A 20,436-nucleotide genomic window follows, 5' to 3' on the forward strand; every position below is an offset into this window, starting at 1 on the left:
GCTATGCTCGTGCGTTCACTCTCGATAATCAGTCAGCGCCCCGGCCACGCGGCTCCGCGTCGCGCGGTCGACCCGTTGACGTTCGAAGACGGCCCGAGCGCTGGCGGCCGCCGTCTCGTCGACGGCGAACTCGAGTGTGGGATACGTGACCCCGGTCAGTACCAGTCCGGTCGCCGGTGCGGGAGCGACTCCCTCGGGCCCGTCGAGTGGCTCCGGTGCCAGCACCTGCTCGATACGAGCGAGCGGCGCGTCTCTCTGTGCTATCTCGGCGACGACCGAGACGATCCGCCGGACCAGTTGCCGGGCGAACCCACCCGCGGTGAGTTCGACCACGAGGAAGGGCCCCTCACGGTCGAGTGCCGGTGACAGCGTTCGGACGGTGCCGTTATCGTCGGGCGTGAGATTGTGGAAGTCGTGTTCGCCGGCGAGCGCGTCGAGTGCGTCGCGGGCGCGCTCGTCGCTCGCGTCGGGTGCGTGCAGGTAGTACGTGTAGGTCCGACTGGTCGCGTCGTGCGTGGCGTGGAACTCGTCGGGCGCGTCGGCGCTGGCCCACGCCCGCACGTCCGCCGGGAGTTCGCTGTTCAGCGCGGCAGGTGTGAGCCAGTCGGGGGCGTCGAAGGCGACGGTCTGGGCGAGTGCGGAGACGCCGGCGTCGGTGCGTCCGGCAGCGGCGTACCCCGGCGGCGTGTCCGCTGTGGTTCCGAGCACGTCCAGCGCCCGGAGTGCGTCGAGAATGGTGTCTTCGACGGTCGTCACGTCCGGCTGGCGCTGGAAGCCGTAGAACGGCTGGCCGTCGTAGGCGATACGGTAGGCGCGCACGGCTCACTCGACCAGCGTGTGGCCGGTCATCTCTGGTGGCTTCTCGATATCTGCCAGCGCCAGCATCGTCGGTGCGATGTCGGCGAGCGTGCCGCCGTCGCGGACGCTGCGACTTCCGTCGGTGTCCGTCGCCGGGAGATAGATGAGTGGGACCGGGTTGGTCGTGTGTGCCGTCTGGGGCTGTTCCTCGGTGCCAATGTCGTCGGCGTTGCCGTGGTCGGCAGTCACGAGAACGTGTGCGCCCGCCGCCTGCATCGCCTCGACCAGCCGCCCCAGCTGTTCGTCGACGGCCTCGACGGCTTCGATGGCGGCCTCGAAGTCACCAGTGTGGCCGACCATGTCCGGGTTGGCGTAGTTGAGCACCATCGTGTCGGGATTTTCTGACTCGATAATCTCGATAGCCGTGTCGGTCACCTCTGGCGCACTCATCTCCGGTTGCAGGTCGTAGGTCGGAACATCCGGGCTCTCGACGATACGCCGGATTTCGCCGTCGAACTCCACCTCGCGACCGCCGTTGAGGAAGTAGGTGACGTGGGCGTACTTCTCGGTTTCTGCCAGCCGGAGCTGCGTCTTCCCAGCATCGGCCAGGACCTCGCCGAGCGTGTTCTCGGGCACGCGCGGCGGGAACGCGACCGGCAGGTCGAACGTGGCGTCGTACTGCGTCATCGTCACCAGCCGAATCTCCGGTGGGGTGGTCTCGAACTCCCAGTCCTCCGGTCGGATATCCGCGAGCATCTGGGTGAGCTGTCGGGCGCGGTCCGAGCGGAAGTTCACGAAGATGGCTGCGTCACCATCGGAGAGAGCGGTTCCGCCCTCGACGAGCGTCGGTTCGAGGAACTCGTCGGTATCGCCACGGTCGTAGGACTGCTCGACGGCCTCGACGGCTGTGGGTGCGATGTGGTCGGCAGTTCGGTTCACGATAGCGTCGTACGCGCGCCGGGTCCGCTCCCAGTTCTCGTCGCGGTCCATCGCGTAGTATCGCCCGCTGACCGTCGCCACGTCGCCGGTACCGTACTCCTCGACGTGTGAGTGCAGTTCGTGGAGGTAGCCCGACCCGCTCTTGGGAGCGGTGTCCCGGCCGTCGGTGAAGGCGTGGGTGACCGCGTCGACACCGCGGTCAGCAGCGAGTTCGATCAGCGCGTGAAGGTGTGCCTGATAGGAGTGGACGCCACCGTCCGAGACGAGACCGAGGAAGTGGACCTGTCCGCCGTGTTCGTCGGCGTACTCGAACGCTGAATTGATGGATGAATTTTCGTTGATTGGGCGGTCCGTGTCGTCCACGTCCTCCGGTGTCTCTCCTTTCCAGCGGGCAATCGCATCGGAAACCCGGGCCGACTCCTGTTTGACGACGCGGCCGGCACCGATATTGAGGTGGCCGACTTCGCTGTTGCCCATCTGTCCCTCGGGGAGTCCGACCCGGCGGCCGTGCGTTTCGAGCGTCGTGTGGGCACCGTCGCGCCAGAGTCGATCGAAGTTCGGTGTCTGTGCGGCAGCGATAGCATCGCGTACGTCCTCGTCGGGGTTCAGCGCCCACCCGTCGAGGATGACGAGACCGACGTCCATACCGGCGGGAGACGGTGACGGGCCGAGACACTTTCGTTTCGCGTGTGGGAGACATGGGCCGCGAGCATCGGAGTTATGTATCCCGGCTGTTACAGTGCGAACATGGAATCGCAACTCCTGTCGGACGAGCAGGCAAACAATATCGTCACCACCGCCAGGACAGCGACCGGTGACAGCCTCCGCTCGGTCACCTACTTTACGCGCTCGGATTTCGACCAGCTCTACCTGCGCGACGACCTCGAACGCGACGCCGACCTCAACACGTTCGTCGGCCACGAGTGGCGCGGTTACCGCGAGACGCAAAACGCCTACCAGAACTCCGAACTCGGTCAGTACAAGTTCACGGTCCGTGCCTTCGAGAACGGCTACCTCCTCCGGATTGCCGCCGACCGGAAGGGCGTACTCATCACCACCGACGGCCTCTCGATGAGTAGCTACGAGGAAATCGCCGAAGCACTCCAGCGGATGCTCAAAGAAAACGCCGAAGACTAACGCAGCGTCGACGCTACGCTGCCCGGTAGGTCACCGAGACAGTCGCCGACACCTCCACGGGACCTGGCTCGATGACCGTCGATGCATCTTCTGCGACACCACTGGCAGCCCCTCTCTCGATGGGGAAGAACTCCATCTCTGACGTTGAAACCGATTTCACGCTCTGGACTGTTACGTTGCTCTCCGATGCGATAGTGTTCGCGTCAGTGCGTGCATTAGACATCGCGTCCCGGAGCGCCTGTTGGCGGAGGTCGAGACGAGTGTCGTCGGCGAGTGTGAACGTCACGCCGTTTATCTGGTTGGTGCCGTTCCCGACGGCGCTGTCGATAATTTCACCAGCCCGGTCCGGCGACACTTCTATCTCGAACTCGTTGACGGCTCGATAGCGAGTCTGTCGACTGTCGTTCGGGCGTGGCTCGCGAACTGTTCTGATGTCGAACTGTCTGGTCTGGAACTGGTCGTCAGTGATACCACTTTCGGTGAGTGCCGTCCGCGTCTGTGAGACGTTCTCGGCGACCTGTCGCCGTGCGGTTTCGGCGTCACTGGCGGTCGCGACGACGGCTGCTCGAATCCGTACCGTGTCGGGCGCTGCCTCCGCCGTTGCTGATGCGGAGACGGATATTGTCGTGTTCTCACCACTGGTGTCAGCGGTGTCACCGGGTGCTGGTTCTGCCGGGGTTTCGGATTCGTCCGGCGTTTCTTCGTCCGGTGTCTGCTCTACTGGCGTCTGTTCTGCTGGCGTCTGCTCTTCGGGTGGCGCTTCCTCAGGTGTCGCTGTCGATTCTGCTGGTGTGTCAGTCGGCTGTTCGACAGGTGTGTTACCAGTCTGTGCGACGGGTCCATTCGAATCCGCGTGGACGATACCGCCGAGTCCTGCGAGGACGACGACGAGGACGACGCCAACGGCGTAGGATTTGCGTGCCATGCACCCGGTCGGCACAGCAATTGAATTGTAATGGTGCGCTTATCTGAGCCTCGTGGGTTGTTGCGGTGCTGTAACAGCGGCTTACAGTGACTGGGGGACTTTTGTGTGCTGGCGTGAATGGACGGGTATGACACTCGACCCCGTCCACGTGGACGGCATCGCGCAGTTGGCGGGCCGGGTCAGCGAGGACGTCGCCGACAGCGACCACGGCGACGTCGCCGACCGCGCCTGGGCGGAGTTTCTCGACCCGCTTTACGACGACGGCTCGATTGTCCTCGAACCGCTCGACAGTATCGAACGACAAAAGGTGCCAATCGACGATATCGCGCTGACCGAGACCGCATTCGACACGCAACACGGCCTCGACGCCGGGACTATTAATCCCACGACGTTCAAAAACGGGCTGGTCCTCGACGTCTCGCAGGCGGCGATGGCTGCTGTCCCCTCCGATGTCGAACTCCACCGTGCGCGAACTATCGTGATGACGGTCCACACGAACGACCCATCCGTCTCGACGTACGACGACGAGTGGCACGGCGGCGACCGCGGGTTCGCTCGCCGGCGCATGTTGCAGGTGCCCCGCGTCGACCGCTACGAACAGACCGTCGTTCACGCGCTCGCGCTCTATCTCGCCGAGAGCGAGCACGCGCTCAAACAGGCCGAGGTGGTCGACGACCTGCTCGTCCTCGACGGCCCAATCTACCCGACTGGCTTGCTGAAGTGGCGCGAGCGGAACCCGGAACTCCGGCGACTCCTCGCCGACGAGGACATGCCACGGGATGTCATCTGCAACTACGTCGAACTCGTCGAGACGTTCGTCGACCGCGACGTACCGATGGTCGGCTTTGTCAAAAACAGCGCGTCGAAGGCGATTACCCGAACGCTCCGGAAAAAACTCGGCGCGCCGTGGGTCGACGACGACGCCTTCTTCCGGCGCGTCCTGGAGCGACTGGACGACCACGGCGACCCGAAGACCGACCACCTGACGTTCACGAACTGGTTTCGCTCGCGCGTGGGCACTGACGGGATGTTGTGCGATGGGTCGCTCGACATCGACCATGACCGAACCCTGGACGAGGAAGCCTACGAAGTTACCTTCTTTGTCGTCTACGACCCACGCGACGACCTCATTTACCGCGTCGAAGCACCGTATGCGTTTACGCGCGACGACGGGTTGCGTGCTCAGCTGACGACTCACCTACTCTCGGAGGTGGCCGGCGAGCGCGGACCACCGCTACCAGTCGGGAAGGCCGACGAACTCGCACGCATCGACCGGCAGGGAAAGCAGACGCTCCGGCGTCGTATCGAACGGGAGTTCGACACCACTCAACAGGAGTCGTACAACGACAAACGCTGGAACGCCGTCGAGGAGTTCCTCTAGGCGTCTTTGCTGACGCGGTACCACTCGCCGTTCCACGAGAAGACGTACTCGAAGACCGCTTTGATAGCCGAGAGACTGTACACCGGCAACAGCAGTGGGACGAACACCCAGTACCAGCTGGGCGCGCTCACCAGCCCGCGGTTGTAGTCGTGGAAGTGAATACCGAGCGTTACGAGCGTGATAGCACCTAACGGGAACACGAACAGTCCTTTCGAGCCGGAAACGACGAGCACGGCGAACTTCGAGAGCATCGTGAGCATCAGAAGGCTCCCGACGACAGTACTCGCACAGATGACCGTCGCGAACAGGTTCCGGTAGTCAGTCACCGGTCGGATGGTTGCGACGAGACGGTGGAGGACCTGCGAGTAGCCGGTCATCCAGCGTTTGCGCTGGCCCCACCAGTCGGTGATTGTGTGCGCCGCGTCGATTCGCGAGGGGTAATCGAGCAGCTCTGCCACGTCCAGCCGTTCCCGGTAACACTGGTAGGCGAAATAGAAGTCCTCGGTGAGCATCTCGTCGTCATAGCCGCCGACAGCGTCGAGTGCGTCACGGCGCATCACGACGGCGCGACTCGCAGCCATCTTGAAATCCGTGAACACGTACAGAATCCGTCGGGAGACGTAACTCAGCAGGACCGACTCGTAGTATGCCAGCGACTCGATAAAGCCCGTTGGCTCGGGAACGGTCCGGCCCTGAACCACGTCGTTGTGCTGGAGCTTGGCGACAGCTTTCGGGAGGAACTCCTCGTCGACGAGTTCGTCTGCGTCGTGGACTGAGACGTACTCACTGTCGGTCTCGGCGACGGCGTAGTTTATTGCACCGGCCTTCGAGCCGGGATTCTCGGTGTTGACGAGGTAGTCGACACCGTCGAGCGCTGCGAGTTCCTCGGCGCGCCGGCGCGTGGGACCGTCGTGTTGTTCACAGACGATGAGTATGTCGAGGTTCTCGTAGTTCGAGTTCCGCAGACTCTCGACGCTCCGACTGAGAACGTTTGCATCGCGGTAGACGGGGACGATGGCAGTCACTGTTCCGTCGTCGTAGTACGATTCGTACGGACACGACTGGACCGACCACGCCAGAAACACGAGCGCGGACGCGAGGATGAACGCGGCAAAGGACAACACCGCGAACTCTGCCTGGAGGAGGGCGATGGTGAGAACGGTGTTGAGGAGGGCAAGCTGGATGTCCATCAAAATGAATCCTGCCTGATATCCGAACAGCAGGACGCCTCCGGTAAGGGAAGCAAAACCAGCCCGGCCGAGCCACCCACGTACCGTCGGCACCAGTTGTTGGAGGTGTTTGGGGACCATACAACTCAAAGGAGTAAGGCGACATCTAATAAAATGATATGGTACAGTCACGAAGCGAAACAGAGTGGCTGGTTTTATATGTGGTTCCGGTGGGTCGTGAGTTGACCGCCTGTGCCCGAGCGAAACAACACTTAATTAAACCATTGCTCCATACCGCCACATATGAACAGAGACGCCATCTTCATCGGCGGTGCCCTGCTTCTGTGGGTGGCTTTCATCGCATTCTGGCTGAGCAACATCATCTCGCTCGGTTCGGTCGAGTTCATCGCCGGGCTGGTCTTGACTTCGATGTTCGTCATACTGCACTACTCCGGCGGGACGAGCTGGGAGCCAGCGGAGGACATCTCTCAGGACGTGCTCGAACAGCGAGCCAAGTCCGTTCCCGAGACCGACTTCCCGGAACCGATGAACCGCTCTATCGGTGGTGGCGGTGCCGTTGGACAGGTGCCTGCCGGAGAAGCCGGTGGCGAACTGGCTGAAGGCGAAGAGGAAGAAGAAGACGAGGGCTTCGATCCGTCGTCGATCGCCGACGACGAAGTCGAGTACTACGAGATCGAGTTCGCCAAAGAGGGTGAGACCATCGAGGTCGCCAACAACGAACCGCTGCTCGATGCCGGTGAAGACGAGGGGTGGGACCTGCCATACGCCTGCCGCGAGGGACAGTGTATCTCCTGTGCCGGTCACATCGAAGACGGCCCGGCAGAGGATTACATCCGCCACTCACAGAACGACTCGCTGATGGACGACGACATGGAAGAGGGGTACTGCCTGACGTGCGTGGCCTACCCGACAGACGACTTCACGCTCGAGACGGGCGAGTCCCCGTAGGACGCAACTGTTTTACCGGTCTCTCTGCTATCGCATTTCGAGGGCGGCTAGTTCAGCGGACAGAACGCCTGGTTCCGGACCAGATGGTCGGGGGTTCAAATCCCTCGCCGCCCGTCACAGAAACGCCTGGTGTCACAAGTTGTCTTTGAGTTGGATGCCTCTCGCATAGTACAGGTACCAGGCGACCGCGAGAAGTACGAGAATCACACCGAGAAGTTGCGACAGCGGCTGCATGAACCCGATCAACGCGAAGCTTGCGACGCCACCGATTATCGGGACGGTCGGGTACCCCGGACATTCGAACGCGGGGTCGTACCACGCTGGCTCTCGCCGCCGAATCACGACCAGTGCGACACAGATGAGCCCATACATGATGAGATGGAGGAACGACGCCACCTCGGCGAGTACTTCCGTCCGGCCGGTGGCCACTAGGACGACAGTTACCCCGCCGACGAACGACAGCGCGAGGTGTGGAGTCCCGTACTCGCGGTTAACCTTGGCAGCCGCCTCCGGGAGGAGAGCATCCGAACTCAGCCCGTACAGCGCACGGGAGGCACTCAGAATCGACGCATTCGCAGAAGAGATGGTCGCAAGCAAGCCAGCGAGAAGAATCACGACGACACCGCCGAACCCAAGATACTCACGTGCCAGTTCAACAATCGCTGTCTCGCCCATGGCCCCAATCACGCTCGGTTCAAACGTACTCCCAGCGATGAACAATGTCACGATGTAGAGTACCCCTACGAGTATCACTGAGCCGATCATCGCCAGCGGGAGATTCCGATCCGGTTCAACGATATCTTCCGCGACAGTCGCAATCTGAGCGAACCCGAGATACGACGTAAACACCAGTGCAGCAGTCGTCAGAATGGGGCCAAATCCCCTGGGAGCGAACTGCTCAGGCAGCCGCGACGTCCCGCGAACGCCCAATAAATCGAGACCGCTGATCGAAAGGAAAATAGCCAGAATTGCCAGCAGGAAGCCGACGACAGCGTTCTGAAGCGATTCAGTGTTCTCGGTCCCAAAGACACTCAGAATAGTCAACAAGATTCCGGCGACGATACCGAATAGGGGGACGATGCCAATCGGCCCAACCGAGATAGATGTCGTGTTCACGATGCTAGCCTCGGCCAGAATCGCTGCCGCATACTCACCGAGACCAACGAGGTAAAACGCCGACGCAAACATCAACCCAAGCGTGAGGCCAATTCCGACGACCGCACCGGGAAGGGTACCGAGCCCACGTGAGATGAAATAGTATCCGCCCCCGCTCTCCGGCATTGCAGTTGCGAGCTCCGAGGCCGGCAGTGCGACCAACAGCGCGATCACGGCTCCGATAGCGAACGAGACGGCCGCCGCTGGACCGGCCCGACCAGCAGCCAGACCGGGAAATACGAAAATCCCCGCACCGATCATCGTCCCCGTCCCAATCGTCATCGCTCCTGCCAGGCCGATGGTTCGATCGAGTTCGCCCCCTCCCCCCGAATCGGAACTTTCGGACACTATCAGGGTTATTGTCAGAATTTGTTATAAAGATGGCGTGAGCAAACGCTCGCTTCCGAGGATTGCCAGTCCTGGACATTTGTCGTCGGTCTGGACTATCCCGCCCACCGTGTTTTGTCCTGACAGCTCTGGTGAAGATGCTGAAGTAGTCTTCGGGCGGACTTTGGACACTACGTGGACTCACATACACGAGCACCGGCACGCCAGACCCTTGGGTAAGGTCGATAGCGTTGTCAGGTGTCCTCCCGAACACCAGACGCCCAAGTCAGCGAAGACCGACAGTTTCCAAGATGTACGTTGTTCCGAGGTCGAATGTCCGCTCATCGACTCCTCAGTGCCGCTGTAGCCAGCCAGTACACGATTCGAGAGACTATCACATAAGGTAACAATCTATCCCTGCAACAGGTCTTAAACCAGTTCGGGACGAAAACCCACTATGGCGACTTCAGAGGGAAGCGTGGTGATTCCAGTTCGACTGAACCAATCTCCACCACCTCGTGTCGAGGCTCGCTACGATGTCTCCGACACCAATCACGTTAGCAAGGCGATGGTCCAGTCGCTTGCTCCGTCACAGGTCGTCGTGCTGGGGTACTGGCCGGTCCCGGATCAATCGTCTCCAAAACAGCTCCGTGAACAGTTCGAAGACGAAGCCCGAGCGAGTCTGGAAGTAATCAGAAAATCCCTCGAGGACGACGATTCCGAGGCGGTCTCGGAGTTGAGTTTTACCAAGAACCGCGACCACCTCATCGATCGCGTCGCAAACAAGTACGGTAGTACGGCGGTGTTGTTCCCCGGGACGGTTCGGTCAACACCACGGGAGAGCGTACTGGTCTTGCTGACATCCGATTCAGACATGGACCGTATCGTAACGGCGGTTGGCACGCTATTCGGGGACAGTGACGTGGACATCATGCTGTTTCACGCTGTCGAGCGCGGCGATGATGTCGAGGCCACCAAATACATGCTCCGCGGTGTCGCCAACCGACTCGCAGACCATGGCATTAGCTCCGACCGGATCCAGTTAAATCAGTCAGACCGGAGTTCTCGGGTCGAGAGTATCGTCTCGGAGGTCTCAGACCACGATCTAGTGGTGCTCAGTGAAAGCGAGCCGACAGTGCGTGACCGGATCTTCGGCCCAGTTCAGTCGAGTATCTCTGACAAGACCGACCGTCCATCACTGACCATTCGAGCGAGTACCTGACCGCTCGTCGGAGGTCTCGATTCGGTGAATGGACACCTCTAAACCCCCCGACAATATAGTCCCATGCACGGAGATCGCCGATGCCAGAGACCGTTCCCGGGCCGACGATTCTCGTGCCCCTCGACGCCAGCGACCCTGGAGAGCCGTCTCAGGCGCTCGTCAACCTGTTGAGCCCGCATCAGCTAGTCGTGCTTGGCTACTACCCTGTCCCGGATCAGACGGCGACAGACCAGGCACGGTCCCAGTTCGGAGAGGAAGCAACTGAGGCAATCGAAGCTATCGCGGACCGCTTCGCTGAAAGCGGTGCTGGAGCCAAATCTGTTGTCGTGTTCACCCACAACCGTTCGGAAACGATCGACAATACTGCGGTCGAGTATGAGGTCGACGCTGTGCTCACTCCCGGCCCCGTTGGTGACACACTGGACCGCATCCTTGTCCCATTGCGCGGAGACGACAATCTCGAACGGATTCTCGGGTTCGTCGCTGTCCTGTTGCGCGAGAGCGACGCGACAGTGACGATGTTCAACGTGACAGAATCCGACGAGAATGATTCACGGGGCGAACTTCTCGTCCGTGGGGCTTGCGACCGCCTGGAAGATGAGGGAATCGATCCGGAGCGACTCACCTGGCGCCAGGAGACCAGTAGCTCGGCGCCAGATGCGATTACTGCCGCAGCAGAAGACTACGATCTCGTCATTGTTGGTGAATCGGAACCCTCGCTGACTGAACGTATCTTGGGAGATGTCACGGACCGCGTGATAGACCAGTCATCCGATCCACTGCTCATCGTGCGCGATCACTAGCCGGCTAAGCTGTCTCTGGCAGCTATCGTCCACCCTCCATCGCCCTTCTGGAGAGAACCACCTCTGTGACAATCCCGAAGACGCTCATCCGAGCCAGACGTACCGCGATGGATGTCAGAACCATCTCAACGGTCACGCGAACGCGGGACTTAGCTGGATTTAGGCGCTAAGCCCCCTTCCTCAAGGAGCAACGCAACGAGCGAAGCGAGTGAGTAGCGCAGTAGGGAGAGGATACAGCGTTCACGAGAGCAGAGCTCTCGTGCGCGAACGAGACGCTTCGCGTCTCGTCAACGCCGCACAGTTCTCAAACACGTTCGACCCTCAGCCCACAGGCCCACGCCACCGAAAATAACATGCGTATATCGTGCATAGCGTGCATTATAGTGAAACGGAAGACAATCACCATTCGAGAGGACCAAGACGAGTGGATAGAGGACCACCATCTCAACCTCTCGTCGTTCATCCGTGAGCAACTGGATGAACTAATTGAGGAGCGAGAGTAGCGGATGTACTACGCCTACAAGTACCGTCTCAAGCCGTCCGACGCCCACCGCGAGGAGTTGGACCGCCACCGCGATATTTGTAGGCAACTCTACAACCATACGCTCTACCGGCTCAACGAGTACCAAGACGAACGCGGTGAACTGCCGTCTATGACCACGCTTCGGTCGGAACTCCCCGACCTCAAACAGTGGTGGGACGGCCTCTCGGACGTGTACTCGAAGGTTCTCCAAACCGTCGTGGAACGCCTGTTCGACAACCTCAAAGGACTCTCCAAACTCAAGGACAACGGCTACGGCGTCGGCCAACTCAAGTGGAAACCGCCACGGGAGTTTCGCAGTTTCACGTACAATCAGTCTGGCTTCAAGCTCGACAAGAAGGGCGGTCAGGCTGTGCTGTCACTCTCGAAACTCGCGGACATACCGATTCGGCTCCACCGCGCCATCCCCGACGTTCACAAGAGCGACAGCTCTTGTGCAGCCCATCAGAAATCTCTGATTTCTGAGGACGACGCCACCGTGAAGCAGGTCACGATTAAGAAGGAACCGACGGGCGAGTGGTTCGCCACCTTCGGCGTCCAAATGGACCGAGAACCGCCCGAACCCCCCGAGAATCCAGAGCAGTGCGTCGGAATAGATGTAGGGATACTCAAGTACGCCCACGACACCGATGGAACGGCGGTCGGGTCGCCCGACCTTTCTGACGAGCGCGAACTCTTGGAGCGCGAGCAACGGAAGCTCTCGCGGAAACAGCACGGGTCAAACAATTACGAGAAGCAACGGAGACGAGTCGCAGAGTATCATGCCGACCTCCGACGCAAGCGCCGCGACTTCTTGCACAAACTCTCGGCGTACTACGCTCGGGAGTACGACTTCGTGGCGGTCGAAGACCTGAACGTGAAGGGGATGATGGAGTCGCCGTCGAACAGCCGCAATACTGCGTCTGCTGCTTGGCGAACGTTCCTCTCGTTACTCGAATACAAGTGCGAGCGTGAGGGGACACACTTCGTGGCGGTCAACCCGAGAGGGACAACCAAAGAGTGTGCCTCTTGTGGTGTGGAGACGGACAAACCGCTGTGGGTCCGTGAACACTCTTGCCCGTCTTGTGGATTTGAAGCGGACAGGGACGCGAACGCGGCGTGGAATATCCTTTCTCGCGGTCTTGAAGAAGTAGGAGTGGGACACTCCGAATCAACGCCTGTAAAGACTGCGCTCTCTACGGACACTGATTCGGTGTCTGCAAAGCGCGTCGTAGAAGCAGGAAGCCCTACCCTCAAGGAGCGAACGGCGAAAGCCGTGAGCGAGTAGGGTAGGGTAGTTCACAGAGCTATGAGCCGAGTGTACTGCGGTTTGATCCATCGCCGCCTCTCGCCGGACATACGCCGGTGCAACCGGCCGGAACCTCGTCGCCGCTCACTGTTCGCCTTCTCGACTTGGATTCTATGACGCTCGTATCAGCGTGTACAGGGGTGATAGTTCGTTCCGGTCGCAAATCTCCCCCACTGTCTGTGACAGTCTCAACCCGGCAATCAGCCTGATTCGTCTTCACCAGCCTGCCCATCTCCGCGTCCCTCCCCGTCGGCAGGCTCGTCCTCTTCGTCCCTCCGACGGCGATACGCCAGGATGAGAAGGAACAGAACGAACAGTCCAATCAGCCCGACCACGTACCACAGGATGGACATTCCATCGTTGTCCTTAACATCGGGATTGGCAGAAGCGGTAGTTGTCGCCCCTGTCGTTGTTGGAGTTCCTGTCGCCGTTGGGGTCGGCGTGGGGGTCGTCGCTGGCGTCGTGGGTTCAGTACCCGTCTGCTCGTCTGCATCGGTCACTGTGAGCGTCTCTGGCGAGATGTCAGTCGTTTCGATTTCGTACTCACCTGCACTCGTAAACCGAAGCGTGAACTGGTCAGATGCGCTCCCGTTTGGCGGTACTGTCAGGACCACCGTATCCTGCTCGATGCCATCGACTACGAGTGGGACGCTGACTGAAAGCTCTTCACTCCCCGTATTGTTCACGGTGAAATCTACCGTGACGGTCTCGTTGACACCGACCGTCAGGGCATCGAGTTCGAACGTCTCTACGAACACGTCCGACGTCTCACCGATATCCACCGTCTCGTTGGTTTCGTTCTGGGTCGTCTCGTCCTCTGTTCCGTCATCGGACTGGGGGAGGCTGGGTGAATTATATGAGTCATCCCCACCGTCATCGTTGTCGTTGTCGCCATCGTCGTCGGTTCCTTCTTCCTGTGAACTGATGGCGAACTGTGAGAACCCGGGCGTGTCCGCGGTAAACCGATAGTGCGTGTCGGTTGTTCCGACGTGGTCAGCGGACATCGCCACCCACTGACTGCCATCGTACCGGTACAGGGTGACGTCTGCCGGGTCGTTCGTGGCGACTTCGTCACGGTCCACGCGGTAGGTCACCGACGTATTGTCGAACGTGTCGTCGGCGTCGACGGAGTGGTTCATCCTGACGTACTCCACCAATCGCTCGTCATCGTCCGGTTCGTACGTCTCGGCGTCGGAGCCAACCGGGTCGGGAGAGTGCGTGGTGTCTATCTCGAAGTGTTCGTTCTTCTGTACTGTCATCTCGTAGATGTCGAAGCCCATCGGGACAGAGGTCTCCCTCGCGTCGGACCACGCAGTCACGGCGGCAGTGACGCTCGGTGGAACCGTCTCCTATCTGACCGACATAGTCCGTAGTGCGCCCTTCAGACGGTCCGGTGCGTCGGTAACCGTCCGTGGGACGATTCCCTACGAGGAGGGGTTTCTTCAGTACGTTACGCTCGATGGCACCGACCCAGAGACGTTCATGAACACCGTCACAGAGCAAGGGGTTGACGTAGACATAACGGTCATCGACGAAGACCACGGACGACTGCAAGTACAGGTATCGTCGGAACAACCCCAATCCATGCTTGCCCAGCGTGGAGTCGTGGTCAGGTCGACCACGGTTCGGCCCGGTGGAACGACGCTCACGCTCGAATTGCCGGCAAAGAATGACCTCAGGGCCATCGTTGACGAGTTAAAAGACGAGTTCGAGCGCGCGGAGGTTCAGTCTGTCTTTCAGACCGACGCCAACCACGAAGAGCAGACCGGAACAGAGCTGACGGCCAAGCAATCTGCAGCCCTTCAGGCTGCGTACCACCACGGATACTTCGAACAACCCCGAAAGAATTCCGCAAGCAACGTCGCCGCCGCTCTCGATATCGCACACTCGACCTTTCTACAACATCTCCGGACTGCACAACAGAAACTCTTTGAACCGCGATTCGAGTGAAGTTCCCTCGATAGTCTGAGAACGGGGTCCGGGCGATGGTTCACCACGTTGTAACGCGCCGACAGATACTGGAACCTGTAACGTGGTAGTCGTACTTCTCGTCGCGTTCATCTGACACTCGTTCTGGTCGTACGGTCCGATTCTCGACCGAACACTCTTGAAGCGGGTATCCGAAGGCCAGCTATGTCCAGTGCGGCCGCGCTGACCGAACCACACGTCCTCGCCAGAACAAAACGGCATCTCTTCCCGGAGACGAGCGAGGACGCGTACGTCGTTGCGGACACGCAGTTCGCCCAGGAGCGGTGGGTCGACGAGCAGCCTATCGGCTCGGATGTCAAGTCGACGCTGGCACCCTTTAACCACGTCCAGGTCGGCGCTGGGTACCCCGACCTCGTCGGCGTTCGACGCCTCGACGACGAGTTCCTCGCTGTCGACCGACTCGGTGACGAACCGCCGCTGATCGCCATCGAGGCAAAAGGGTATACTGGTCGCGGCGGTGTCGATGTCGAGCGCGGTGTCGTTCAGGCCTACGACCGCCTGCACGAAGCCAACGTCGCGTACGTCACTGCACCGACTGGCGCGATTACTCAGTCGATACAGACACTCGCTCGGCAACTCAACGTCGGCGTCCTCGGGGTCGGCACCGAGGGTGAACTCAGCGTTCTCGAACGGCCTCGCGTCGTCGGCAACCGTACGTCGGGCGAGGCAACAGCGATCCGCTTCCAGGCCAGCGCACAGGGCGTCGCCGAGAAGAACTTCGGGCTCAACCATCCCAAGAACTATCTCGCAGTGCCGCTGGCCGTCTACCACGAAGGTGATACACGCAGTCTCATCGAGAAACACGTCGTTGGGGCGGTCGATGGCGCCGTTCAGGGGGCTGTGTTTCTCGGTCTCGTCGACGATAGTCGTGACGAGAAGAGATTGACACCGCTGGGGCAGGAGGTGGTCCGCTTTGCCCTCCGCGAATACCGAGGTCTCGACGACGCGCTCGTGGCGTTCGAGCGGTGGCAGCGGTCGCGAAAGCGCTTCATCGACATCGCGCCGAAGTGGGGTGAAATAACTCGTCGCGTGGTCTATGCCTACCCGGTGACAGAGTTGCTAGTTAGGGAACTTCAGCAGATGTACGATGATGGCATTCCGGCGCCTTCCCTCGTCGAGGTGGTCGAGTGGCTCCACGTCCACCACCCGACCTTTACCGTCGAGTTGTTCCTCCGGGGTGACGACGACGTTCGCGAACGAGCACTCACCGGCGACGGTGGCCTCCGTTCGTCCGTCCTTCACGACGGGACTGTCTATCACTCGCCGACGGTCTTCCAGCTCAAGGCGATGCTCTATCACGCGGGTATTCTCACCGAGCGCGGTGCGGAGCCATCGAAGCTGGACCCGGACCGCGACGAATGGCGTCTCAGAGAGACGCTCTCAAGACGGAAGTAGTGGGAACAAGAGACCGTCGTTAGAACCGCCAGCATCTTTCAGTCGAGGGCCGTTCCTCCAGTTCCCAAATCGCATCTTCTTTACTACCACTCATCGAATATCCTTCGTGTTATGGGAACCTCTGTGGGGGAGGAGACCGAGCGCGGGCTTCGATACGGAATCCTCGCCGTCTTCGTAATCGGGATCCGTCAGCGAGACCCCGGTGCCGTGGTGAATGCTGTTGTTGCACTCGTGACGACGTACCTCCCGGGCGTCGTCGAGGAGACGTACGACATCGAGTTCCGACCGTGGCAGCGCGTGTACGTCGATACGGCGATGCTACTGCACGCTGTTGGGATGCTCGGTCCATACGACGACAGGTGGTGGTGGGACCATCTTACGCACACCCTCTCGTCGACTATTCTCGGTAGCGTCACGTACGCAATTGCCCGCCGCCGTGACCGCAATCCACGTCCACGGGTCGTTGCGGTCGTCGTTTGTGTGGGGCTGCTGTGGGAGTTCGTCGAGTACACTATCCACGCGACGGCCAATCGTCTCGGCTTCGAGCCGATTCTCGTTTCCTACGGGAAGACCGACACGCTGCTCGACCTCGTTTTCAACCTCATCGGCGCGTTGCTCGTACTTCTGCTCGGTGACCGCTATCTCCGGAATTTCACGGACCTGGACGAGCCAGACAGTGAGCGATAGCGTAGTTGCTGTTCCCGAAGCTTGACAACAGAGAACGATAAAGTTGCATAGAATGGCTGTTCCGGGTATCGACACGCTTCTCCTCCGTATCTTTCTCGCCTTCGGTATTGGCGCACTCATCGGACTCGAGAGAGAACAATCCGAATCGGGCGGAATATTTGCAGGCAGTCGCACGTTTCCCCTCTTTGCACTCGTCGGTGCTCTCGTCCAGGCGTTCTTTCCTGCAATGTTGCCCGTTGCACTCGCTGCACTCGCTGTGCCACTGACCGTCGCCTACGCGGGAAAAGTCCTGATGAGGGGAGATATCGGACTCACGACGCTGACCGCTGCCCTGCTCACCGTCCTTCTCGGTGCACTGGCAGTTCACTCCGAACGCGGCGCCGTCTTCGCGATAATCGTCGGCGGTCTCGTCACTGTCATTCTCTCGGCGAAGCCGACGATTCACGGCCTGGTCGACGGAATCGACGAGAGCGAACGTCGCGCCTCACTCAAGTTCATCCTCGTCGTGTTCGTCGTTCTTCCTCTCTTGCCCGATCGGGAACTCGACAGCCTGTATGGGCTCAACCCGCGGTTCGTCTGGTTGATGGTCGTCTTCGTCACCGGGCTCGGATTCGTTGCGTACGTCCTCGGGCGTATTCTCGGTACTGAACGAGGTATCGCTGTCACGGGCATTATCGGCGGATTCGTCTCGTCGACTGCAACGACCGTTTCGATGGCGGAGAAGACCGCCCAGAACGCGACGCTCTATCAAATCTGTGCCTTCGCGGTTGTTACCGCGTCTATCGTGATGTTCCCGCGAGCACTCATCGAAGTCGCGGTCGTCAATCCGGCACTGCTTCCAAGCGTTGCACTTCCGCTGGGTGCGATGACTGTCGTGGGCGTGGTTGCCGCCGTGGTGTTGTACTGGCGGACGACCTCCGACGAAACGGTCGAACCGGAAGAGGTCAAGAACCCGTTTCGTCTGCGGCCAGCACTCCTCTTTGGTGCGGTTTTCGCGGTCGTGTTGCTCGTCTCTGAATCTGCCAACGCGTGGTTCGGTTCGTCGGGAATCTACGCGACCGCTTTCGTCTCCGGGCTCGCCGATGTCGACGCGATGACGCTCACCCTGAGCCAGCTCGCAGCAGAGGGAACAGTTTCGACAGAGGTTGCAACGACGGGAATCGTCATCGCAGCCATCGCAAACACGTTCGTCAAGGCAGCGCTGGCGTGGCTCCTCGGCAGTTACAGGTTGGGGAGACTCGTGTCTCTGGTTCTGGTTGTCGTCGTTCTGACCGGGCTGCTCTTTCTGGTCGTGTAGGCCGTGTCCTGTCAAACCCCGGGATTTTCCCGCCCGCCAAGCCGAGTCTCAGCTAGGTTCGGCAACTACTGTGAAGGGCGGGGTTTTAGCCTTGCAACTTCCATATAAACGCTCCCAGTATACGAGGCGGTATCCCTTCGGTCGTCCAGAACGAACACCAGGGTACGATGGTCGAAACACCCTCCCACGCGGACACCGCTGCGGACTCTTCGGCCGACAGTACTGCCAGCGCGGACGACATCGCTCTCGCCGGTCATCCCACCCACACGATTGCCGATGTACAGGAGACGTACCGGGACCAGGCGGTGATGATGGACCGGATGGACTGGTTGAACAGAGTGTTCACGGGTCGGTACCGGGAGCGACTTTTCGGCAAGGCCAGTGGCCGTGTCCTGGATGTCGCCTGTGGCGTCGGCACGAACGCGCAGTACGTGCCCGGAATGAACGAATACGTCGGCATTGACGTGAGCAGGGACGTGCTGGCGAGGGCGGCGGATCGACTCGACGAGACGTGGCGCAAGACGACGCTCCACCAGATGGACGCACAGGACATGTCGTTTCCCGACGACAGCTTTGGGACGGTCATCTCGTCGCTGTCGACGTGTACGTTCCCGGACCCAATCGAGGCCCTCTCGGAGATGGGGCGGGTCTGTGAGCCGGACGGACAGATTCTACTCTTCGAACACGGCCAAAGCAGTGTCGGGCCGATTGCCCAGTTCCAGGACTGGCGGGCAGACGCACACTTCGAAAAGCACAGCTGTCGGTGGAATCAGGACCCACTCGAACTCGTGGCGCAGTCCTCGCTCTCCGTCGTCGACTCGTCGTCAACGTTCTTCGGCATACTCACGTCTCTCGAAGCACGTCCGAACTGACGACGGCGACCGGCTTCCCAGTCTACTGGGCGATGGCCGTTCTGACGCCGATTCATGACGGAAGCAGGCCCGGGCGCTTCTCGAGAGAACGAACGTATCGGTAATGAGCACACCGGCCCGCGATCGGTGCCACCTGAAGAGATTATCCAGCTTGACCACAAAGGACCAATATGCAGTGGTGCGGCCAGCCAACGAGACCGTCCGGGAACGAGGGCATGAGGTTCCAGAACCGAGGCCCGAAGGAGGAAGGAGTGTGACCGACGCTTCCCTCCCGGCCGAACACCTCTCACCGCTCGCCACCCTCGTTGACGAGGTGCTCGCGAGTGTCGGCTATGAGGTGGCGGCCGCCACCGACGCCATCGACGACGCTGTCCCCGGCTACGGCGGTCTATTCGAACCTGCCACCACCTCGGCCGAGTTACGTCGCGCGCTCGAAGGCCTGCTGGCGTCGGGACTCTCCCGGCCACCCGTCTCAGCACCGACGAGCGACACATTTGTCCTCTACGTCGACGGCAGTTCGCGTGGCAACCCTGGCCCCGCAGGAGCGGGCGCTGTCATTATGGACGCTGGAGAGGAGGAACTCGCCCGTCTCGGCCGACCCGCCGGTTCTCGAACGGGGAACAACACTGCCGAGTACGTCGCCCTCCAACTGGGGCTCTCCGAACTGCTGGCTCGCTACGAGCCACGCAGGCTGGAAGTGCGCATCGATTCGATGACTGTCATCAGAGACGTCTGGGGTGGCGAAGACCCGACAGAACCGGGCGCCGAGACGTACAGCGAGGCCGTCACGACAGCACTGTCGAACATCCCGGAACAGCAGTACACGCATCTGGCCGACAGCGACCCGAATCCCGCCGACGCACTGGCGACAGTGGGGGCCGACATCGCAGCCTTCGGACCTGGCTAGTGTGACGCCGCGAAATTCCAGTTCACCCGAGAATTCCTTGTCTTGACCACCGAGACGGAGTCTCTCCGTCAGCCAGGACTCGCGCTACGGAAGCGAGCCATCCGCAGAATAACAATTGAAGCGGGTCGTCGCGGTCGCAATCGTCGTCCCTTCAGGGGAGACAAGCGAAGCCGTAAATTCGCCGTGCACTGGTGGCGGTCCGAGTGACACTCCATACAGTTCGCCGTCCGCTGCACTGAGAACGGGGAAGTCGTCCTGTGTTAACCGGTTCATGTCTCGATTGTCTTCGAGTGGAATCGACGTGACAAGCATCCCGTCCCGGTTTCGCACATCAACCGCGTGGTACTGGTCTTCCTGAACGGCGTCAGTTGAGACGACAATACCGAGTGCGACCTGTTCAGAACCCTCGACAGGGACGATTTGTCGAAGGTGTTGGGAGTCGCTTCCCTCACCTTGGCTTGCACAGCGTGCAATGTTGTTTTCTTTCCCAAGACACCCTGCTGTCATGCTCACACTACCGACTGTCGCGACGAGGAATTCACGTCTGGAGGGCACACTCGACAGTGACTGGTTGTCGTATTATACCCACCGAAGACTGCTACGCTGACTGAACCGCTCACTGAGGATGACAACTG

General features: G+C 60.5%; 19 protein-coding genes and 1 tRNA gene. 13 read left to right on the top strand and 7 right to left on the bottom strand.

Translation table 11 applies throughout. The features are described from left to right. Positions 1 to 15: 15 nt before the first annotated feature. Complete coding sequence (truA, locus tag WDJ60_RS00445) at positions 16 to 819, bottom strand: tRNA pseudouridine(38-40) synthase TruA (protein ID WP_340097751.1); 804 nt, start codon at positions 817 to 819, stop codon at positions 16 to 18. Between the two features lie 3 nt (positions 820 to 822). Then, positions 823 to 2,382, bottom strand: coding sequence for a 2,3-bisphosphoglycerate-independent phosphoglycerate mutase (gene gpmI / locus WDJ60_RS00450; RefSeq protein WP_340097752.1), 1,560 nt, complete (start codon positions 2,380 to 2,382; stop codon positions 823 to 825). A gap of 102 nt (positions 2,383 to 2,484) precedes the next feature. On the opposite strand from gpmI, the gene WDJ60_RS00455 reads away from it, so the two are divergent. Next, positions 2,485 to 2,874 (top strand): DUF7522 family protein, encoded by a 390-nt coding sequence (locus WDJ60_RS00455; protein ID WP_340097753.1) that lies wholly within the window; start codon positions 2,485 to 2,487, stop codon positions 2,872 to 2,874. Between the two features lie 13 nt (positions 2,875 to 2,887). Here the strand turns inward: WDJ60_RS00455 and WDJ60_RS00460 are convergent, their stop codons facing one another. After that, positions 2,888 to 3,799, bottom strand: coding sequence for an SIMPL domain-containing protein (locus tag WDJ60_RS00460; protein WP_340097754.1), 912 nt, complete (start codon positions 3,797 to 3,799; stop codon positions 2,888 to 2,890). 127 nt (positions 3,800 to 3,926) lie between these two features. Here WDJ60_RS00460 and WDJ60_RS00465 point away from each other — a divergent pair, with 127 nt between their 5' ends. Then, positions 3,927 to 5,180, top strand: coding sequence for a DNA double-strand break repair nuclease NurA (locus WDJ60_RS00465; protein ID WP_340097755.1), 1,254 nt, complete (start codon positions 3,927 to 3,929; stop codon positions 5,178 to 5,180). On the opposite strand, the gene WDJ60_RS00470 is transcribed toward WDJ60_RS00465, so the two are convergent. After that, positions 5,177 to 6,490, bottom strand: a complete 1,314-nt coding sequence (locus WDJ60_RS00470; RefSeq protein ID WP_340097756.1) for a glycosyltransferase family 2 protein — start codon at positions 6,488 to 6,490, stop codon at positions 5,177 to 5,179. The genes WDJ60_RS00465 and WDJ60_RS00470 overlap by 4 nt on opposite strands. Positions 6,491 to 6,778: 288 nt before the next feature. Here WDJ60_RS00470 and WDJ60_RS00475 point away from each other — a divergent pair, with 288 nt between their 5' ends. Together WDJ60_RS00475 and WDJ60_RS00480 are read left to right on the top strand one after the other, a co-directional pair. Continuing rightward, entirely contained in the window at positions 6,779 to 7,318 is a 540-nt protein-coding gene (locus tag WDJ60_RS00475) for a 2Fe-2S iron-sulfur cluster-binding protein (protein WP_340098350.1), read from the top strand. Positions 7,319 to 7,359: 41 nt separating this feature from the next. Beyond that, positions 7,360 to 7,432 (top strand) — tRNA-Arg (locus tag WDJ60_RS00480). An 18-nt stretch (positions 7,433 to 7,450) separates the two neighbouring features. On the opposite strand, the gene WDJ60_RS00485 is transcribed toward WDJ60_RS00480, so the two are convergent. Further along, positions 7,451 to 8,821 (bottom strand): APC family permease, encoded by a 1,371-nt coding sequence (locus WDJ60_RS00485; protein ID WP_340097757.1) that lies wholly within the window; start codon positions 8,819 to 8,821, stop codon positions 7,451 to 7,453. Between the two features lie 436 nt (positions 8,822 to 9,257). On the opposite strand from WDJ60_RS00485, the gene WDJ60_RS00490 reads away from it, so the two are divergent. The 3 genes from WDJ60_RS00490 to WDJ60_RS00500 all read left to right on the top strand — a co-directional run bounded on the left by WDJ60_RS00490 (position 9,258) and on the right by WDJ60_RS00500 (position 12,633). Beyond that, entirely contained in the window at positions 9,258 to 10,022 is a 765-nt protein-coding gene (locus WDJ60_RS00490; protein WP_340097758.1) for a universal stress protein, read from the top strand. A gap of 80 nt (positions 10,023 to 10,102) precedes the next feature. Continuing rightward, entirely contained in the window at positions 10,103 to 10,825 is a 723-nt protein-coding gene (locus WDJ60_RS00495) for a universal stress protein (RefSeq protein ID WP_340097759.1), read from the top strand. 506 nt (positions 10,826 to 11,331) lie between these two features. Continuing rightward, positions 11,332 to 12,633, top strand: a complete 1,302-nt coding sequence (locus tag WDJ60_RS00500; protein WP_340097760.1) for an RNA-guided endonuclease InsQ/TnpB family protein — start codon at positions 11,332 to 11,334, stop codon at positions 12,631 to 12,633. A 221-nt stretch (positions 12,634 to 12,854) separates the two neighbouring features. Here the strand turns inward: WDJ60_RS00500 and WDJ60_RS00505 are convergent, their stop codons facing one another. Beyond that, the gene (locus WDJ60_RS00505) at positions 12,855 to 13,934 is read right to left on the bottom strand and encodes a PGF-pre-PGF domain-containing protein (RefSeq protein WP_340097761.1); all 1,080 of its coding nucleotides are present in this window, start codon (positions 13,932 to 13,934) and stop codon (positions 12,855 to 12,857) included. Between WDJ60_RS00505 and WDJ60_RS00510 the strand changes: the two genes are divergently transcribed. The 6 genes from WDJ60_RS00510 to WDJ60_RS00535 all read left to right on the top strand — a co-directional run bounded on the left by WDJ60_RS00510 (position 13,921) and on the right by WDJ60_RS00535 (position 19,801). Next, on the top strand, positions 13,921 to 14,604 hold the full coding sequence (locus tag WDJ60_RS00510) for a helix-turn-helix domain-containing protein (protein ID WP_340097762.1): 684 nt from the start codon (positions 13,921 to 13,923) through the stop codon (positions 14,602 to 14,604). The genes WDJ60_RS00505 and WDJ60_RS00510 overlap by 14 nt on opposite strands. Before the next feature lie 183 nt (positions 14,605 to 14,787). After that, positions 14,788 to 16,038, top strand: coding sequence for a hypothetical protein (locus tag WDJ60_RS00515; RefSeq protein ID WP_340097764.1), 1,251 nt, complete (start codon positions 14,788 to 14,790; stop codon positions 16,036 to 16,038). A 111-nt stretch (positions 16,039 to 16,149) separates the two neighbouring features. Next, positions 16,150 to 16,725, top strand: a complete 576-nt coding sequence (locus tag WDJ60_RS00520; RefSeq protein ID WP_340097765.1) for a DUF2238 domain-containing protein — start codon at positions 16,150 to 16,152, stop codon at positions 16,723 to 16,725. A gap of 52 nt (positions 16,726 to 16,777) precedes the next feature. Next, complete coding sequence (locus WDJ60_RS00525) at positions 16,778 to 18,022, top strand: MgtC/SapB family protein (RefSeq protein ID WP_340097767.1); 1,245 nt, start codon at positions 16,778 to 16,780, stop codon at positions 18,020 to 18,022. A gap of 167 nt (positions 18,023 to 18,189) precedes the next feature. Further along, positions 18,190 to 18,894, top strand: a complete 705-nt coding sequence (locus WDJ60_RS00530) for a class I SAM-dependent methyltransferase (RefSeq protein WP_340097768.1) — start codon at positions 18,190 to 18,192, stop codon at positions 18,892 to 18,894. 253 nt (positions 18,895 to 19,147) lie between these two features. After that, entirely contained in the window at positions 19,148 to 19,801 is a 654-nt protein-coding gene (locus WDJ60_RS00535; protein ID WP_340097769.1) for a ribonuclease HI family protein, read from the top strand. An 84-nt stretch (positions 19,802 to 19,885) separates the two neighbouring features. Here WDJ60_RS00535 and WDJ60_RS00540 read toward each other — a convergent pair whose 3' ends face one another. Continuing rightward, positions 19,886 to 20,308: a hypothetical protein gene (locus WDJ60_RS00540; RefSeq protein WP_340097770.1), complete on the bottom strand. Its 423-nt coding sequence runs from the start codon at positions 20,306 to 20,308 to the stop codon at positions 19,886 to 19,888. Positions 20,309 to 20,436: the final 128 nt, after the last annotated feature.

It is taken from the genome of Salinibaculum salinum (assembly GCF_037645885.1).
GTDB classification, from domain to species: domain Archaea; phylum Halobacteriota; class Halobacteria; order Halobacteriales; family Haloarculaceae; genus Salinibaculum; species Salinibaculum salinum.

Coding starts and splice junctions, on each gene's coding strand:
- WDJ60_RS00465 (WP_340097755.1), top strand. CDS start 3,927: ATGACACTCGACCCCGTCCACGTGGACGGCATCGCGCAGTTGGCGGGC.
- WDJ60_RS00530 (WP_340097768.1), top strand. CDS start 18,190: ATGGTCGAAACACCCTCCCACGCGGACACCGCTGCGGACTCTTCGGCC.
- WDJ60_RS00515 (WP_340097764.1), top strand. CDS start 14,788: ATGTCCAGTGCGGCCGCGCTGACCGAACCACACGTCCTCGCCAGAACA.
- WDJ60_RS00460 (WP_340097754.1), bottom strand. CDS start 3,799: ATGGCACGCAAATCCTACGCCGTTGGCGTCGTCCTCGTCGTCGTCCTC.
- WDJ60_RS00490 (WP_340097758.1), top strand. CDS start 9,258: ATGGCGACTTCAGAGGGAAGCGTGGTGATTCCAGTTCGACTGAACCAA.
- WDJ60_RS00510 (WP_340097762.1), top strand. CDS start 13,921: ATGTCGAAGCCCATCGGGACAGAGGTCTCCCTCGCGTCGGACCACGCA.
- WDJ60_RS00540 (WP_340097770.1), bottom strand. CDS start 20,308: ATGACAGCAGGGTGTCTTGGGAAAGAAAACAACATTGCACGCTGTGCA.
- WDJ60_RS00520 (WP_340097765.1), top strand. CDS start 16,150: ATGGGAACCTCTGTGGGGGAGGAGACCGAGCGCGGGCTTCGATACGGA.
- WDJ60_RS00455 (WP_340097753.1), top strand. CDS start 2,485: ATGGAATCGCAACTCCTGTCGGACGAGCAGGCAAACAATATCGTCACC.
- WDJ60_RS00470 (WP_340097756.1), bottom strand. CDS start 6,490: ATGGTCCCCAAACACCTCCAACAACTGGTGCCGACGGTACGTGGGTGG.
- WDJ60_RS00495 (WP_340097759.1), top strand. CDS start 10,103: ATGCCAGAGACCGTTCCCGGGCCGACGATTCTCGTGCCCCTCGACGCC.
- WDJ60_RS00525 (WP_340097767.1), top strand. CDS start 16,778: ATGGCTGTTCCGGGTATCGACACGCTTCTCCTCCGTATCTTTCTCGCC.
- WDJ60_RS00505 (WP_340097761.1), bottom strand. CDS start 13,934: ATGGGCTTCGACATCTACGAGATGACAGTACAGAAGAACGAACACTTC.
- WDJ60_RS00500 (WP_340097760.1), top strand. CDS start 11,332: ATGTACTACGCCTACAAGTACCGTCTCAAGCCGTCCGACGCCCACCGC.
- WDJ60_RS00475 (WP_340098350.1), top strand. CDS start 6,779: ATGTTCGTCATACTGCACTACTCCGGCGGGACGAGCTGGGAGCCAGCG.
- gpmI (WP_340097752.1), bottom strand. CDS start 2,382: ATGGACGTCGGTCTCGTCATCCTCGACGGGTGGGCGCTGAACCCCGAC.